This is a genomic window from Neogemmobacter tilapiae, assembly GCF_014652215.1.
GTDB classification, from domain to species: Bacteria; Pseudomonadota; Alphaproteobacteria; order Rhodobacterales; family Rhodobacteraceae; genus Neogemmobacter; species Neogemmobacter tilapiae.
Genome location: NZ_BMYJ01000006.1, coordinates 190,806 through 208,518, shown reverse-complemented (window position 1 = coordinate 208,518; position 17,713 = coordinate 190,806). Strand labels below are relative to the sequence as shown.

At 62.6% G+C, this 17,713-nt stretch carries 11 protein-coding genes; 1 reads left to right on the top strand and 10 read right to left on the bottom strand.

Annotated features, from left to right (window positions below; translation table 11 throughout):
- Positions 1-23: 23 nt before the first annotated feature.
- From IE095_RS11485 to IE095_RS11440, 10 genes are all read right to left on the bottom strand, one after another.
- Positions 24-1,832 carry a sensor histidine kinase gene (locus tag IE095_RS11485; RefSeq protein ID WP_229804732.1) on the bottom strand — a complete coding sequence of 603 codons (1,809 nt, stop codon included), beginning with the start codon at positions 1,830-1,832 and terminating at the stop codon, positions 24-26.
- Positions 1,829-2,989 carry an FIST N-terminal domain-containing protein gene (locus IE095_RS11480; RefSeq protein ID WP_189411797.1) on the bottom strand — a complete coding sequence of 387 codons (1,161 nt, stop codon included), beginning with the start codon at positions 2,987-2,989 and terminating at the stop codon, positions 1,829-1,831. Before IE095_RS11480 ends, IE095_RS11485 begins: the two co-directional genes overlap by 4 nt.
- A 59-nt stretch (positions 2,990-3,048) precedes the next feature.
- Entirely contained in the window at positions 3,049-3,714 is a 666-nt protein-coding gene (locus tag IE095_RS11475; protein WP_189411796.1) for a response regulator, read from the bottom strand.
- A 51-nt stretch (positions 3,715-3,765) separates the two neighbouring features.
- Entirely contained in the window at positions 3,766-5,394 is a 1,629-nt protein-coding gene (locus IE095_RS11470) for an alpha-D-glucose phosphate-specific phosphoglucomutase (protein ID WP_189411795.1), read from the bottom strand.
- Positions 5,391-7,517 carry a glycogen debranching protein GlgX gene (gene glgX / locus IE095_RS11465; RefSeq protein ID WP_189411794.1) on the bottom strand — a complete coding sequence of 709 codons (2,127 nt, stop codon included), beginning with the start codon at positions 7,515-7,517 and terminating at the stop codon, positions 5,391-5,393. The genes IE095_RS11470 and glgX overlap by 4 nt, the downstream gene beginning before the upstream one ends.
- The gene (gene glgA / locus IE095_RS11460) at positions 7,517-8,941 is read right to left on the bottom strand and encodes a glycogen synthase GlgA (RefSeq protein WP_373295412.1); all 1,425 of its coding nucleotides are present in this window, start codon (positions 8,939-8,941) and stop codon (positions 7,517-7,519) included. Before glgA ends, glgX begins: the two co-directional genes overlap by 1 nt.
- 77 nt (positions 8,942-9,018) lie before the next feature.
- A complete protein-coding gene (gene glgC / locus IE095_RS11455) occupies positions 9,019-10,290 on the bottom strand; it encodes a glucose-1-phosphate adenylyltransferase (protein WP_189411792.1) in 1,272 nt (423 codons plus the stop codon).
- A gap of 39 nt (positions 10,291-10,329) precedes the next feature.
- Complete coding sequence (gene glgB / locus IE095_RS11450; RefSeq protein ID WP_189411791.1) at positions 10,330-12,513, bottom strand: 1,4-alpha-glucan branching protein GlgB; 2,184 nt, start codon at positions 12,511-12,513, stop codon at positions 10,330-10,332.
- 40 nt (positions 12,514-12,553) lie between these two features.
- Positions 12,554-14,947 (bottom strand): glycogen/starch/alpha-glucan phosphorylase, encoded by a 2,394-nt coding sequence (locus IE095_RS11445; RefSeq protein WP_189411790.1) that lies wholly within the window; start codon positions 14,945-14,947, stop codon positions 12,554-12,556.
- Between the two features lie 235 nt (positions 14,948-15,182).
- Complete coding sequence (locus tag IE095_RS11440; RefSeq protein ID WP_189411789.1) at positions 15,183-17,393, bottom strand: heavy metal translocating P-type ATPase; 2,211 nt, start codon at positions 17,391-17,393, stop codon at positions 15,183-15,185.
- Between the two features lie 92 nt (positions 17,394-17,485).
- Between IE095_RS11440 and IE095_RS11435 the strand changes: the two genes are divergently transcribed.
- Entirely contained in the window at positions 17,486-17,689 is a 204-nt protein-coding gene (locus IE095_RS11435; protein WP_189411788.1) for a heavy-metal-associated domain-containing protein, read from the top strand.
- Positions 17,690-17,713 lie beyond the last annotated feature (24 nt).

Here is a 17,713-nt window from a genome sequence, read left to right as displayed (position 1 = left end):
TATGAACCTTCCGCGCGGTTTGGCTATGTGACCTTGGTATTACGACCTTCGGCCAAGGCGAGAAGCACCGAAAAACAAGTGCCCTGCCCCGGTGCCGATTGCAGTTCCAAGGGGTGGCCTAGGGCGGCGCAGGCGCGTTCGACGATAGCAAGGCCCAACCCCATGCCTTCGGCAGCCGAGGCGGGGGCATGCAAGCGGTGGAATTCCTTAAAGATGTTGTCCTGTTCGCTTTCGGGGATGCCGGGGCCGGTATCACGCACCTCGATCCGCAGCATACCGCCGCGCCTGCGGGCGCTGACCATGACACTGCCCTGATCGGTGTAGCGGATGGCATTGCCAATGAGGTTTTGCAGGATACGGCGCAGATAACCGGCATCGGAAAGCACAACCGCGGTGCTGTCGCCCAGCACGAATCGCAGGCCTTTGGCAGCAGCAAAGGCGGCAAATTCATCGCGCAGCGGGTCGATCACCCGGTTCAGGCGCACAGGGCCAACATTCACCGCCAAAGGCCCCGCCTCAAGCCGTGAGATGTCGAGCAGCGCGCCAAGCAGGCCATCGACCGATTCCAGCGCGTTCTGCGCCTTGTTCAGGGCCATGCGGGCAGGCGCGTCCAAGGGGCCGTCCATGGCGCTGGCCAGAAACAGCTTGGCGGCGGACAGGGGTTGCAGCAGGTCATGGCTGGCGGCGGCGACAAAGCGGGATCGGCTGGCATTGGCGCGTTCGGCGTGGGAAAGGGCATCCTCCAGCTCCAGCGTTCGCTCTGTCACCCGCGCCTCAAGCGTTTCATTGGCACGGGCCAAGGCGTCCTTGGCGGCGCGTTCGGCGCTGACGTCAGTGAAGGACAAGACGAAACCGCCATCCGGCATTTCCTGGCCAAATCCGGACAGGATGATCCCCTCACCGCGCCGCACCTCAAACTCCAGCGCGGGGCGGCCTTGGGGTTGGGCGGCCCATCCGCGCAAGGTGCCGCCGGGGAGGTTCACAGCAAAGCGTCCATCCTCGCGCAAGCGGGCCAGAAGGTTCGCAAATTCCAAGCCCAGCCGCAGCCAATGGGCCGGAACGCCCAACAATTCGCCCAACCTTGCGTTCCAGCCGATCAGACGGCCTGATCCATCAAAGATGCAGACACCTTGGGACAGATGTTCCAAGGTGGCACGGATCATGCCGGCCTGACTGTCAAGCAGACGTGTTCTTTCCTGCCGTTCCAGCCGGATCAGGTCGGTCACATCGGTTTGCAGGATGACCGTGCCACCGTCCGGCGTGCGGTGTTCGCTGATCTGCACCCAACGGTCGCCCGACATCTGCACATTAAAGATCACATGCCGGTCCTGATGCCTTTGCCGCCGCCGCACCGCCCAGCCTTGCGGCGTTTCGCCCTCGGGCAGAACCAGCGATGGGGAATGGCTGACCAGATCGACATAATCGTCAAAACGCAGCCCCGGCACCAAGGCTGGGCGCAGATCGGCCAGCGTGGCCCCGAAACGGCTGTTGCACATCACCAGCACTTCGTCCGGATCGAACAGGGCGAAACCCTCGGCCACGGCCTCAATCGCGTTGGCCAGATTGCGGCGGGCGCCTTCCGCCTCATCCATGGCTTGGGCCAGACGGGAGTTCGTCCGGTTCAGCATGGACATGGCCTGTTCCAGTTCCTGCGTGCGGCGGCTGACCTGATCTTCCAGCATGGCAGCACGTTGGAACTGGGCATAGGCGACGCCGCCATCATCGGTGACCTGCTCCACCCGGCGCATGAGCGCGCCGATGATGGTCAAAAGTTTGGCCGTTGTCCGTTCGGCACTGTCAGCAGGGTTGATCAAACCATCGGTGATGATCATCCTGCGGCCCCTTCGGGTGGGTAAAGGGCGACGCCAGTCATGGTCTGGTTCACATGCATGGCGTTCAATTGTTCGCCATAGGTGGAAAAGCCGCGCACGCCATGCTGGCGCAGGATATTGGATATGGCCCCGGTCATCTGCTTTTCCTGCGCCTCCATCCGCCGCAGGATGCAATCGGCGGCGAGGATCGCCCCCGGCGGGCCGTCGGTGCAAAGATCGGATAGGCCTTGGGCCAGATGGGTGACCATATTGTCGGGCTCGGCAAGGGTGAGGACCAACCCTTCGTCAATCGCGGAATAAAAGATGAGATCGCCATTGGGGGCAACCTGCTGGATGGCGCGCACATGATGCGCACCGCCGATGCGGACGACCAAGGGATGGGCGGCAAAGGTAAAAGGGGTCAGCTGGGCGGGATCCTTGCCCAGAAGGCGGGCATATTCCAAGGCGGCGGGTTCGGCATTCAATTGATGCACGCGGCGGGTGGCGGGGTCGGCGCCGGTGACGACCATGCGCCGTTCGGTGGGGCGCAGGTGATCAAGGCTGAATACGCGGGTGCGGCAGGCGGTGCGGACGAGGACAAGAACGGCGGCATCCTGATGCGCCTGACCGGCATGAAAGACAAAGGTCTGGCCAAAGCGGGTGCCATCGCCTGCCGAACCGCCAAACAGGGGCACGGGGCCAAGGCCCATTGCCAAAGCGGCGGCCAATTCGTCCTCACGCGTGGAAAGGCCGTCAACCATAAGAAAGGCGAATTCATTGGGGAAGTCGGGATAGGCGATTTGCAGGCCCTGACGGCCGCGGATAGTCTGGGCAATTAGCGACTGGCGGTCGATGTGATGCAGGTTTTCGATCAGCTGCACGCCCGCCGCGAAATGGCGTGCCGGCAGGCCGATGGCGACAATCCGGCCTTCGGCATAGCCTTGTGCCGCGATTTCCCCGGCTGTTGTGCAGCCGATGACGGGGTTGTTGGGGAAGGCATGCGAGAGTTGCGGCAAAAGGGTCGCCCAATCGGCCTCGGGCGAGACAAAGCAGAGGATGGCGGCAAAGGGGCCATGGCCAAGGCCATTCACTAGGCCGGAAAGCGCCGCCGGATCATCGGCAGCGACATCGACCTGCACCAAAAGCTGTGGATCGGGAAAGCCCCCGCTGGCATCCATCGCTGATCCTCCCCTTGAGGATGCAGCCTATGCGACAGCGGTGGGAAGGGGCAACCGCCTTAGCGGTTTTCCGGCATCAGATTGGCAAAGCTGGCCTCATTCGCGACCAGCACCGCCTGTGTCCGGCTTTGCACGCCGAGTTTGCGCATGATGGCCGTGACATGCGCCTTGACGGTGGTTTCGGCGATGGCGAGTTCATGGGCGATTTGCTTGTTCAAAAGCCCGGCGCAGATCAGTTCGAGGATCTTGGCCTGTTGGCGCGTCAGCAGGCCCAGCCGTTCCAGCGCCAGATCGCGGGGGCTGTTGCCGCTGGTGCCTTCGGCTTGTGGAACAAAGCCTTCGGGCAGGTAAACCCGCCCTTCGCGCAGGGCATCAAAGGCAGCGCGGAAGGCATCGCGTTTGGCGTGTTTCGGGACAAAGCCGGAAGCCCCGGCCTGCAAGACCGCCCCCACCACCCGATCATCGGTGAGGGAGGAGACGACGATCACCGGCACGCCCAGCGCACGGATGCGGATCAGACCTTCCAACCCCTGCACATCGGGCAGGTTCAGATCCAGCACCACCACATCGGGCAGGGCTTGATCCAGCCGTTCGAGGGCTTGTTCCAAGCGGTCGGCGGTGTCGATCTTTTGCAGACCGGCCACGGCGCGCAGGGTGAGCGCCAGCGCATCGCAGAACAGCGGATGGTCATCGACGATCAGGGCGGATTGCAGGTTCACAGGCATAGGGACGGTTTACACCGCCCAAACCGCCCCTGCAATCGGACCATGGTCGCGTCAGGTGATGACATCGGGCGTGGTGCGCCCGGTGAATTCGGCAATGCGGGCCAGACCATGCACGGCCCGGATGATCGGGCCAAGGGCGACCTGCGGATCCTGACCAAACTGGCGGGGGTCGCTTTCATAGCGTTCCAGATAGACGCGGAGCGTGGCCCCTTCGGTGCCGGTGCCCGACAGGCGCAGAACGATGCGGCTGCCATCCTTGAACAGGATGCGGACACCTTGGTTCTTTGAGACAGAGCCATCGACCGGGTCGGTGTAGGCGAAATCATCCGCAGCGCCGATCTCCATCCCCTCAACGCTTTGCCCCGGCAGGCTGGGCAGCAGGGCGCGCAGGGCGGCCATCATGGCATCGGCCTTGTCGGTGGCAATCGCCTCAAAATCATGGCGGCTGTAGAAGTTGCGGCCAAAGGCAGACCAATGGCTTTGCAGGATTTGGGCGACACTCTCCTTTCGCACGGCCAGAACGTTCAGCCACAGAAGGATGGCCCAAAGCCCGTCTTTCTCGCGAACGTGATCCGAGCCTGTGCCAAAGCTTTCTTCGCCGCAGATGGTGGCGCGGCCAGCGTCCAGCAAGTTGCCAAAGAATTTCCACCCCGTCGGCGTTTCATAAGAGCCGATTTTCAGCGCCGCCGCGACGCGATCCGACGCGCCAGAGGTGGGCATCGACCGGGCGATGCCCTTCAGCCCGGCCTTATAGCCGGGGGCGAGATGGGCGTTTGCGGCCAAGACGGCCAGACTGTCCGAGGGCGAGACATAGACGCCGCGCCCCACGACCATATTGCGGTCGCCATCGCCGTCGCTGGCAGCGCCAAAATCGGGGGCGTTTTCGCCCATCATGACCGACATCAGGTCATGCGCCCAAGTGGGGTTCGGGTCGGGGTGCATCCCGCCGAAATCGGGCAAGGGGGTGGCATTGACGACCGAACCCTTGGCCGCACCCAAGCGGTTTTCCAGAATTTCAACGGCATAGGGGCCAGTGACGGCGCACATGCTGTCCATCCGCATACGGAAACCGCCGACGAACATCGCCTTGATCGCCGGGAAATCGAACAGGGTTTCCATCAGTGCGGCATAGTCGCTGACGGGATCGACAACATCGACGGTCATGCCATCCAAGGTCACGCGCCCGATGCGGCCCAGATCAATATCGGCGGCATCGGAAATGCGGTATTCGGTGATTTTGGTCGTTGCCTGATACATCGCCTCGGTCGCGCCTTCGGGCGCGGGGCCGCCGTTCGACATGTTGAATTTGACGCCGAAATCTTCCTCGGGCCCGCCGGGGTTGTGGCTGGCCGACATGATGATGCCGCCATCGGTCTTGTTCAGACGGATCAGGTGGCTGGCGGCCGGCGTCGACAGGATGGCCCCCTGCCCCACGATCACCCGCGCCGCCCCATTCGCCGCCGCCATTTTCAGGATGATCTGCGCCGCACGGTCGTTGAAATAGCGCCCGTCGCCGCCCAGAACAAAGGTCTTGCCCTTGGCCCCCACCACATCGAAAATCGACTGGACAAAATTTTCCAGATAATGCGCACCCATAAAGACGGGCGTTTTCTTGCGCAGGCCCGAGGTGCCCGGCTTTTGCCCCGCGATGGGTTGTGTTGCGATGGTCTGATGGGTCATGACGCCTCTCCCGTAACGTCTGGCATGGGTGCCGGAGCAAAGATCAAAACGCAATGCGCCGGAATGATTGTGCCGCTGACAAAGGCGGCGGCTTGGGCGGATTCTGGCCGGGTTGTATCGAGCAGGATCTGCCAGCCCTGCACGGAAGGCGGCAGGGTCAGGGCCAAGGCTGGCCCCTGATTGAAGACCAGATGCAGGGCATCGGCACCGTTGCCGCCCTCGGCGGCCATGCGCAGCGTCAGTTGCAGGCAGCGAAAGGCGGGATCATGCCATTCATGCGGGGCAGGCAACTGCCCGTCGGCCCGCGCCCATTGCACATCCCTTTGCGCGTCGCTGTCGCGCACCAGCCCATGCAGAAAGCGCTTTTGCCGCAGCACCGGATGGGCGGCCCGCAAAGCAGCGAGGCGCGCAACAAAGCCGGTCTGCGCGGGATCACCCGCCCAATCGAGCCAGCCAACGGCATTGTCCTGTGCATAGGCGTTGTTGTTGCCGCCTTGGCTATTGCCCGCCTCATCCCCTGCCAGCAGCATGGGCGTGCCCTGCGAGACCATCAGCGTGGTCAAGAGGTTCCGCTTGCGCAGGGCGCGGGCGGCGCGGATGGCGGGGTCTTTTGACGGGCCTTCGACGCCCAGATTATCCGAATGGTTTTCGTTATGCCCATCGCGGTTGTTTTCGCCATTGTCCCAGTTGCGCTTGACGGAATAGCTGACCAGATCCTCCAGCGTGAAACCATCATGCGAGGTGATGAAATTGACCGAGGAATGCGCCCCACGGCCATAATGGTCAAAGCGTTCGGCAGAGCCGAGCAGGCGCTTCGCCAGATCGGGCATCATTCCGGGATCACCCTTCCAAAAGCGGCGCACGCCATCGCGGTAGCGGTCGTTCCATTCGGCGAAGGGATGGGGGAAGGCCCCCAGTTGATAACCGCCGGGGCCGATGTCCCAAGGTTCGGCGATCAGCTTGACGCCCGCCAGAACGGGGTCTTGGCGGATCGCATCGAAAAAGCCGCCTTGGGGATCAAATCCGTGCATTTCGCGGCCCAAAACACTGGCCAGATCGAAACGGAAACCATCGACATGGAAGGTTTCGACCCAATAGCGCAGGCTGTCCATCACCAGACGCAGCACGGCGGGATGGGTGAGGTTCAGCGTGTTGCCCGTCCCCGCATCATTCGCATAATGCCGCCCGCCCCCCACCAGTCGGTAATAGCTGGCATTGTCCAAGCCCCGGAAGGAAAGCGTCGGGCCGAATTCGTCGCCCTCGCCGGTGTGGTTGTAGACGACATCCAAAATGACCTCGATCCCCGCGCCATGCAGGCGGCGGACCATGGTCTGAAACTCCCACAGGGCACCTTTGGTCAGGTAGCGGGGTTCAGGGGCGAAAAAGCCGATGGTCTGATAGCCCCAATAATTGCGCAGATTTTTGGCAATCAGGAAGCGGTCATCGACAAAGGCCTGGACGGGCAAAAGTTCGACCGCCGTCACACCCAGCTTTACCAGATGGTCCAGCACCGCATCGCTGGCCATGCCAAGGAACGTGCCCCTTTGATCAGGCTCCACCCCGGGATGATGGGCGGTCATGCCTTTGACATGGGTTTCATAAATCAGCGTATCCGACCAAGCCCGGCGCGGCGGGCGGTCGTCTGTCCATTGAAAGGCCGGGTCGGCGACGACCGATTTCGGCACGGCAAAGGCCGAATCGCGGGTGTCAAAGGACAGGTCAGCGCGGGGGCTGCCGATCTTGTAGCCCATCAGGGCATCGGACCAACGCAAGCGGCCATGAAAGGACCGGGCATAGGGGTCGATCAGCAGTTTGTGGCTGTTAAAGCGATAGCCCTGTTCGGGATTGTAGGGGCCATGGGCGCGAAAGCCGTAAAGGCTGCCCGGCGTCAAGCCCCCCAGATGCATGTGCCAGATGTCGCCATCGCGTTCAGGAAAGGGAATGCGCGCCAGTTCGCGTTTGCCATCGCTGGAAAAGAGGCAAAGGTCAATCTGGGTGGCATGGGCGGAAAAGACGGCGAAATTGACGCCTTCGCCATCAAAATGCGCGCCCATCGGCCAAGGCCGACCCGATGTCACGGCGTGACCGGCCAGCCGGTCGGGAATGTCACTGCCGGAACCCATCAGCCTGCCAGACCCTCATACAAGGCCGCATAGCGCGCGGCGCTGGCCTCCCATCCCACGGGCTGGGCCATCGCGGCCTTTTGCAGCTTGGCCCAGGTCTTGCCATCGGCATAAAGCGCCAGCAGGCGGCGGAGGGCCTGGCCAAAGGCCACGGCATCGGTCGGATGAAAGGTCAGCCCCGTCGCCGTGCCCGAAGCCAGCGCCATCGGATTGGCGGTGATCACCGTGTCGGCCAGACCACCCACGGCGGCGACCACGGGGATCGTGCCATAGCGCAGCCCATACATCTGCGTCAGACCGCAGGGTTCAAACCGGCTGGGCACCAGCACCGCATCACCCCCGGCGAACAAACGGTGCGACAGGCCTTCGTCATAGCCGATCCGCACCGCGACGCGGCCCGGATAGCGCGCGGCCAGGCCGTGCATCGCCAGTTCCAGTTCCGGCGCGCCGGAACCCAGCACGATCAGGCCACCGCCGCCCTCGATGAATTCGGGGATCACCTCGGGCAAAAGGTCGATGCCCTTTTGATCGGTCAAGCGGCTGACGACAATCGCCAAGGGGCCATCGACCGACAGGCCGAATTCGGCGCAGATCGCTGCGCGGTTTGCGGCCTTGCCCTTCATCGCCTTGGCGCTGAAGGGCAGAGGCTCGGCCTCGGGCGACCACACGCCGGTATCGACGCCATTCAGGATGCCCGACACCAGCGCCGCCCGCGCCGCAATCACCCCTTCCAGCCCCATGCCGAACTCCGGTCGCATCAGTTCGTCGGCATAGGTCGGTGAAACCGTCGTGATCCGGTCCGACCAGACAAGGCCCGCCTTGAGGCTGGAGAGGCCCCCGTAATATTCCAGCGATCCAGCGTGAAACTCCCATTCCGGCAGACGCAGCGCACCGATCTGATCGGCCGCCGCCCAGCCCTGAAAGGCGATGTTGTGGACGGTGATCACCGAATTGCCGCCGCCCAGCAGTTGGCGATAGACGGGGGCAAAGCCTGCCTGCCAGTCATGCGCATGCAAAAGGTCGGGCTTCCAGTCATCCCAAAGCCCCGCCTGCCCGATCCGCGCGGCCACCCAGGACAGGGCCGCAAAGCGGATGTGGTTGTCGCCCCAATCCTTGCCATCCGGCCCGGCATAGGGCCCGCCCTCACGGTCGAACAGATGCGGCGCGTCCAGCGCCAGAAGGGTGAAACCCTCCACCTCGCCCCGCCGCACGACGCCGCGCCCACCGAACAGGTCATCCTCGGCGAAAACCTCGTCCCAGTGCCGCACCTGCGGCAAAAGTCGCCGATAGGCGGGGATCAGCACCCGCATATCCCAACCCAAGGGCGCCAAGGCCCCTGGCAAGGCCCCCACCACATCGGCCAGCCCCCCGGTTTTCACCAAAGGCACACATTCCGAGGCCACCGACAGAACCTTGCCCGGCATCCTTTGCCCTTTCATCTTGCCCTAAATACCTCGGGGGGTCCGGGGGGCGGCTGCCCCCCGGCTTTGTCAAAAGCCGCTCAGCCCAGTTTCTGGCCCCGCAGATCCAGCATCTCTTGGGTGATCAACACGATCCCGCTTTCCGTCCGCCGGAACCATTTCGCGTCTTCCTCGGGGTCTTGGCCCACCACCAGCCCCTCGGGAATGATCACCCCGCTGTCGATCACCACATTCTTCAATTCCGCTTTCCGGTTCACCACCACCCGCGGCAGGGCCACCACATAGTCCAGGCTGGAATAGGAATGCGTCCGCACCCCGGTGAACAGCAGCGAGTTGCGAATTTCCGAACCCGAGACGATCACATCGCCCGACACCAGCGACGATACCGCCATCCCCCGACGATCCGCCTCATCATGGATGAATTTGGCTGGGGGCACGATTTCGGAATAGGTCCAGATCGGCCAGGAATTGTCATAGATGTCCAGTTTCGGCGTGAAATCCGTCAGGTCGATGTTCGCCTGCCAGAAGGCGTCAATCGTTCCCACATCGCGCCAATAGGGTTCATCCTCCAACCCCGAGGTCACGCAGCTGTCGGCGAATTTATGCGCCATTGCCTTGCCGTTCTTGACCACGGACGGGATGATGTCATTGCCGAAATCATGCGAGGAATTGTCATCCTCCATATCCTTGATCAGCAGGTCGCGCAGCAGATCCCAGTTGAAGATGTAAATCCCCATGCTGGCCAAGGCGTGATCCGGGTCGCCCGGAATGCTGGGCGGATCCTTCGGCTTTTCCAAGAATTGCGTGATCCGCATGTCTTTATCGACATGCATCACGCCAAAGGCCACAGCCTCCATCCGGGGCACCGTCAGGCAGCCGATGGTCACGTCGGCGCCCGTCGCCACATGCTGTTGCAGCATGATTTCGTAATCCATCTTGTAGATATGGTCGCCCGCTAGGATCACGACATATTTGATGCCATAGCTGTCAACGATGTCGATGTTCTGCGCCACGGCGTCGGCTGTGCCCAGATACCATTTTTCCTCGCTCACCCTTTGGCTGGCGGGCAGGATGTCCAGATATTCGTTGCGCTCGGCCCGGAAAAAGCCCCAGCCGCGCTGCATGTGGCGGATCAGGCTATGCGCCTTGTATTGCGTGGCAATCGCCATCTTGCGGATGCCCGAGTTCAGGGCGTTGGACAGGGCAAAGTCGATGATCCGGGTCTTGCCGCCGAAATAGACCGCCGGTTTCGCGCGCCGGTCGGTCAGTTCCTTCAAACGGCTGCCACGCCCGCCGGCCAGCACAAAGGCCATGGCCTGCGACGACAGCCTTGTGTTCGGTCTTGCTTTCATTCCTCGTCCTCCCTTCAGGCCGGTATTCCGGCTCTGCACTCAACCCTGTTGAAGATAGATTGCGGTCAGTGGCGGCAGCGTGACAAGCGCCGATTGCGCCTGACCGTGCCAAGGCGTCGGTTCGCTGTCGATGGCACCGGCATTGCCCCGGTTGCCGCCGCCATAAAGGGCAGCATCGGTGTTCATCACCTCGCGCCAATGTCCCGCCGCAGGCAGACCCAGCCGATACTGACGTTCGACCGGGGTCATGTTGACCACCGCGACCACCATGCCCCCGCCGCCATGGCGGACCCAGGAATAGGTGCTAGCCTCGGCGTCATTGCTTTCGATCCATTGAAAACCCTCGGGCCGGGTGTCGTTCACATGCAGCGCGGGGGTTTCGCGGTAGACGCGGTTCAGATCGCGGACCAAGGCCTGCATCCCGCTGTGCTGGGGATGGTCCAGCAAATGCCAGTCAAGGCTTTGGTTGTGGTTCCATTCGGCGCCTTGGGCGAATTCCTGCCCCATGAAGAGCAGCTTTTTCCCCGGATGCGCCCACATGAACCCATAATAGGCCCGAAGGTTGGCAAATTTCTGATCGCCATCGCCGGGCATCTTGGCGAGCATGGAACCCTTGCCATGCACCACCTCGTCATGGCTGATCGGCAGGATGTAGTTTTCTGACCAAGCATAATGCAGGCCAAAGGTCATTTGGTGATGGTGATACTTCCGGTGGATCGGGTCGCGCTGCATATAGGACAGGGTGTCATTCATCCAGCCCATGTTCCATTTGAACCCGAACCCCAGCCCGCCATGATTGACGGGGCGTGAGACGCCCGGAAAGGCGGTGCTTTCCTCGGCCACCGTCATCACACCCGGCACCTGCCCATAAGCGGTGACGTTCATGTTGCGCAGAACGGCAATCGCCTCATAATTCTCGCGTCCGCCGTCGCGGTTGGGCACCCATTCGCCGTCTTTGCGGGAATAGTCGCGGTAGAGCATGGAGGCCACGGCATCCACCCGCAGCCCGTCGATATGGTATTCCTCGAGCCAATACAGGGCGTTGGAGACGAGGTAATTCTGCACCTCGGTCCGGCCATAGTTGTAGATTAGGGTATTCCAATCCTGATGGAATCCTTCGCGTGGGTCGGCATGTTCATAAAGCGGCGTGCCGTCGAACCGGCCCAACCCATGAGGATCGGTGGGGAAATGGCCCGGAACCCAATCCAAGAGGACACCAAGGCCCCGGCGGTGGGCCGCGTCAATCAGCGCGCGGAATTCCTGCGGCGTGCCGTGGCGGATGGTGGGGGCGAACATGCCAACGGGCTGATAGCCCCAACTTCCATCAAAGGGAAACTCCGACACCGGCAGGCATTCGATATGGGTAAATCCCATATCGGCCACGTAATCGACCAGTTGGGTGGCCAATTCGGTATAAGAGAGCATCCGATTGCCCTCGGCCCGCCGCCACGAGCCCAGTTGCACCTCATAGATGCTGATCGGCGCGTCGATCTTATGCTTGGCCGCACGCCCTGCCATCCAATCGCCGTCGTTCCAATCGCCCCGGATCACCCGCACGACCGAGGCGTTCGCGGGCGGATGTTCCGAACCAAAGCCCACCGGATCGGCCTTGAGCGGCAGGATCGCCCCGCCCGGCCCACGAATTTCGTATTTATAGCTGACGCCTTCGGTCAGGCCAGGGATGAAAATCTCCCAAACGCCCGTCGCACCGCGTTTGCGCATGGCGTGGCGGCGGCCGTCCCAAATGTTGAAATCGCCCACCACCGAAACCCGGTCGGCATTGGGGGCCCAGACGGCGAAATGCACACCGGGCACGCCTTCATGCGTCATCACATGCGCACCCAGAACCTGCCACAGACGGCGATGCGTGCCTTCGCCCAAAAGATATTCGTCCATTTCGCCCAAGACGGGGCCAAAGCGATAGGGATCTTCAAATTCCCATTCCGCGCCATGCCCCTGCGCGCGCAGGCGATAGGCGTCTTTCTTGGGCAGGATGGCCTGAAATATCCCCTCGCCCAAGGCTGCACATTCCACCGGCTTGGCCTTGCCCTGCATGGCCAACAGGCTTTCGGCCCCCGGCACAAAGGCCGTCAGAACAAAGACCCCACCCCGATCATGCAGGCCCAGCACGGCAAAGGGATTGCCGTGCCGCCCTTCGATCAGCGCCCGCGCCTCATCCGGGTGCAGTTGCGGCAGCGTCGGTTTCGCGGGTGCCTTGGCCATATTTCCCCTCCCCAGGAGTTACAGCTTATCTATCAGACTGTTATAGCACGCTTTTTGCCGACCAGATATCCGCCATATAGCCTTTGATCGTGCGATCCGACGAAAAGAACCCCGAACGCGCCGTGTTCATCGCCGCCATCTTGAGCCAGCCCTGACGGTCGGCATAGGCCCGGTCCACCTGCGCCTGTGCGGCGAGGTAGGCATCGAAATCATCAGCCACGAGGAAGTAGTCGTGATGCCAGACGCGATGCACCAGCCCATGATAGCGTTCGGGTTCATCGGGGCTGAACCGGCCTTCGGCAATCATCTGCAAGACATCTTGCAAGGCTTGGCTCGCCATGATCGCCTTTTTCGAATGCTCCGCATCCTCACGCCGTTTCGGCACTTGGTCCGCGGTCAGCCCGAACAGGAAGAAGTTTTCAGCCCCCACCTCTTGCAGGATTTCGACATTCGCCCCGTCCAGCGTGCCGATGGTCGGCGCGCCGTTCATCATGAACTTCATGTTGCCGGTGCCCGAAGCCTCTTTCCCCGCTGTCGATATCTGTTCCGACAGGTCCGCCGCCGGGATCAGCCGTTCGGCCATGCTGACATTGTAGTTCGCCGGATAGACCACCTTGAGCAGATCGCGGGTCAGCGGATCATTGTTGATCACCTGCCCCACGTCATTGATCAGATGGATGATTTCCTTGGCCACCGCATAGCCCGGCGCGGACTTGCCGCCAAAAATCTTGACGCGCGGCACCCAAGGCGCATTCGGGTTCTGCCTGATGGCGTGCCAGCGGGAGATGGTTTCCAGGATATTCAGCAGTTGGCGCTTGTATTCGTGGATGCGTTTCACCTGCACATCAAACAAGGCGTCAGCACTGACTGTGACGCCACAATGGTCCTTGATCCAGGTGGCCAAGGCGGCCTTGTTCGCCCGCTTTGCAGCGCCAAAGGCATCAAGGAACCCGGCATCAGCGGTGTGCGGCACCAGACCGTTCAGTTTGTCCAGATCAGCCTCCCAGCCTTCGCCGACCGTTTCGGTGATCAAGGTGGAAAGCGCTGGGTTGCACATTTTCAGCCAGCGGCGCGGGGTCACGCCATTGGTCTGGTTGATGATCCGGCCGGGGTGCAGGGCCTCTAGCTCCGGGAACAGGTTCTTTTTCACCAGATCGGAATGCAGGGCTGAAACGCCATTCACCTTATGCGCCATGATGAAGGCCAGTTCGCCCATCCGCACCTCGTGGTGCTTCACGATACCGACGTAATGCGGGCGGGCATGGTGTTCTTCCTTGTGCCAGGCGTCGATGCGTTCGACGATCTGCATGTGGCGCGGGAGGACGTTGCCAAAGGTAAAGGTCGCCCAACGTTCCAGCGCCTCGGGCAGCAGGGTGTGGTTGGTATAGCCAAGGCAAGCCTGCGCGATGGGCAGGGCCTCTTTAAAATCCATCCGGTGTTCATCGACCAAAAGGCGGATCAATTCAGGCCCGGCCAGCGCCGGGTGGGTGTCGTTCATCTGGATCGCCACATGCTTGGGCAAGGCCCGCAGGTCGGCATGGCTGGCCAGATAACGGCGCAAGATGTCTTGCAGCGCGGCGCTGGTCAGCAGGAATTCCTGCTTTAACCGCAGTTCCTTGCCCTGATAGGTCGTGTCTTCCGGGTAAAGCACGCGGGAAAGCGTCCGCGCCAAGGCCTCAGGCTCGGCCGCCGCCGCATATTCGCCCCGGTTGAAACGCGCCAGATCGAATTGCGTCGTGGGCAAAGCCCCCCACAGCCGCAGCGTATTGGCCCATTTGCCCTGCCAGCCGACCACCGGCGTGTCAAAGGCCTGCGCCTTGACCGTTTCACCGGGATGCCAGATCTCACGCCCGCCCTCGACCTTGACCTCGCCCTTGAAGCCGACGGTATAGGCCGCTTCGGGCCGAACAAATTCCCACGGATGGGTCTGATTCAGCCAATCCTCGGGTGTTTCCACCTGACGCCCGCTTTCAAAGCGCTGGCGGAACAGCCCATGTTCATAGCGGATGCCATAGCCATAGGCGGGGCAACCCAGCGTCGCCATGCTTTCCATGAAACAGGCCGCCAGACGGCCTAGGCCCCCATTGCCCAGCGCCGCATCGGGTTCATCCTCGACAATCGCACGGAAATCCTGGCCCAGTGCGGCCATAGCCCTGTCGGCCTGTTCGCGCAGGCCCAGATTGACGGTCGCATCCTCAAGGATCCGACCAATCAGGAACTCCATCGACAGGTAATAGACCCGCTTGTGATCCTGCCCATAGGTCGCCCGCGTGCTGGCAAACCAAGGTTCCACGATCCGGTCGCGGATCGCATAGGACAGCGCCATGCGCCAGTCATAGATGCTGGCATGGTCCGCGTCCTTGCCCAAGGTATAGGTCAGGTGGCGCAGGATATCGCTTTGCAGCAGATCGGGGGTCAGGCTGAAATCTTTCACGTCTTGCTTCCGTCCATGGTGGCAGCGCTGCCGTCACCTTTTACACTGCGCTTCCCATCGGTCAGGTCAAGGCCCGCTGTCAGTTTCACGCATCATCAAACCGGTTTCGATGTTAGCGCAGGACAGGGGCAAGATCACGCAATGAGTTATTCATAGAATCAATTGGTTATCTTTTTTCAAAGCGCTTTGATAAGAGGTGAGCAGTGTTTCACTGCGCGATTTTTTGCCCAAAGACTCAGCGGACTGCCCGCAGATTGCGCAGTCTGAGGGCGTTGGTCAGCACCATGACCGAAGAAAGCGCCATCGCGCCCGCGGCCAGCATGGGGGAAAGTTGCGGTCCACCAAAGGGCACCAAGGCCCCTGCCGCCACGGGAATCAGCAAGGCATTGTAGGCAAAGGCCCAGAACAGGTTCTGCTTGATGTTGCGCATCGTGGCGCGGGCGACGCGGATGGCGGTGGCGACGGCCAGGGGGTCGCCAGACATCAAAACAACCTCGGCGGCCTCAACCGCGACATCGGTGCCGCCGCCGATGGCGATGCCAACATCCGCAGCGGCAAGGGCGGGCGCATCGTTGATTCCATCGCCGACAAAGGCGGTGCCTTGGCCCAGTTCTTTCACCGCCGCAACCTTGCCTTCGGGCAAGACACCGCCCATCGCTGTAGCGATGCCCAGATCATCGGCCAAGCGCCGCACCACCGGCGCGGCGTCACCGCTGATCACGGCTGCGCCAACGCCCATTTCAGCCAAGGCTTGCACCACACGCCGCGCGGTGGGGCGCGTTCGGTCGGCCATGGCGATGATCCCGGCAGGCTGCGCGTCCCGATCGATATAGATCACCGTCTGGCCCGCCCCCTGCCATGCGGCGGCCTGCGCCAAGATCGCCGCGGGCCAATCGCCCAAGGGCTTGCCAACCCGTATTTTCTGTCCATCGACCAGCGCCTCGGCCCCCTGCCCCGGCTGCATCGTGAAACCCTGCGCCTTGGGCGGGGCAAGGCCGCGTTCCTGCGCCCCAGCCACCACCGCCGCCGCCAAGGGATGTTCTGACAAGGCCTCCACCCCGCTAGCCAGCCGCAAGAGGTCATCTTCGCTGATCCCCAGCGCTTGCAGGGCCACAACCTTGGGCTTGCCTTCGGTCAGCGTGCCAGTTTTGTCAAAACCCACCTTTTGAACGTCCGCCAGCGCCTGCAAGGCATCGCCCCGCCGGAACAGGATGCCCAGTTCCGCAGCGCGCCCCGTGCCCACCAGAATTGAAACGGGCGTTGCCAAGCCCATGGCGCAGGGGCAGGCGATGATCAGGACCGAAACGCCCGCCACCAAGGCCTGCGCCATGCCCGCACCTGCCACAAGCCATCCGGTAAAGGCCAATACCGCCAAAGCCATGACGACAGGCACGAACCAGAGCGTCACCCGATCCACCAGCGCCTGCACCGGCAGTTTCTGCCCCTGCGCCTGCTGCACCAGCGTCACGATTCGCGCCAGAACCGTATCGGCCCCCACCCGTTCCGCTCGATAGATCAGTGTGCCCGCGCCGTTCACGGTGCCCCCCGTCACCACCGCACCCGGCGCTTTTTCCACGGGCAAAGGCTCGCCCGTCAGCATCGCCTCATCCACACTGGAATGGCCTTCCTCGACCCTTCCATCCACGGCGATCCGTTCCCCTGGTCGCGCCATGACCCGCGTGCCCACCGTGACCATCGCCAAGGGCAGATCGGCCCAACCCCCGGCCCCTTCGACCCGCGCAATCTGTGGGGCAAGACCAGCCAGCCGCGCAATCGCAGCGCCCGCTTGGCCCCGCGCCTTGGCCTCCAGCCAACGCCCGGTCAAGACCAGCGTCACGATCACCGCCGCAGCCTCAAAATAGATGGCGCGGCTTTCGGGGGGGATAAGATTGGGCGCCAGAACGACGACCGCCGAATAGAGCCAAGCAGCACTTGCGCCCATCGCCACCAGCGCATTCATTTCCGGGGCCAGCCGGGCCAAGGCCCGAAAGCCCTTGACCAGCATGCCCCGCCCCGGCCCTAGCAGCACCAGCGCAGAAAGGATCAACTGCCCCCATTGCAAGGGCACCGCCCCCAGCAAACCATGCAGGTAATGGAGGAAGGCAGGCACCAGATGCCCGCCCATTTCCACCACGAAGATCGGCAACGTCAGCCCAGCCGCCCAAAGCGCCTGCCGCGCCAAAGGCCCCGCCTCATCCTCTGCCATCTCGCCCACGGCCGCAGGATGGGCGGCATAGCCCGCCTCGGTCACGACCTGCGCCAGATCCGCCCCTTGAACGCCCGGTGTCACGACCACCTGCGCCTGCCGCATCGACAGGTTCACATTCGCCGCCAGAACGCCCGGCTGCGCCTTGAGCACCCGCTCCACCCGCCCGACGCAAGAGGCGCAGGTCATGCCTTCGACGGCAAGGGTCAGGGTGGCGGGCTGTTCGGCAATCTGGTCCATACCGCTATCAGATTCCTGTGTCGCACCCTTGGCAACCCCTGACCAGAGCCTTACATTCCTGACATGCAACAGATGCATGACCGGAGCCTGCCATGACCCGCCTTTCCATTCCCGACATGTCCTGCGGCCACTGCCGTGCCTCGGTCACCGAGGCGCTGACCAAACTGCCCGGCGTCACCGCTTTGGCCCTAGACGGCGAGGCGCGCATTGCCGATGTGCAGGGCGATGCCCCGGCTGAGGCGCTGCTGGCCGCGCTGAACAAGATCGGCTTTCCCGCCAAAACGTTGCCCCTCTGACGCTTTCACGCGGAATTGTGACGG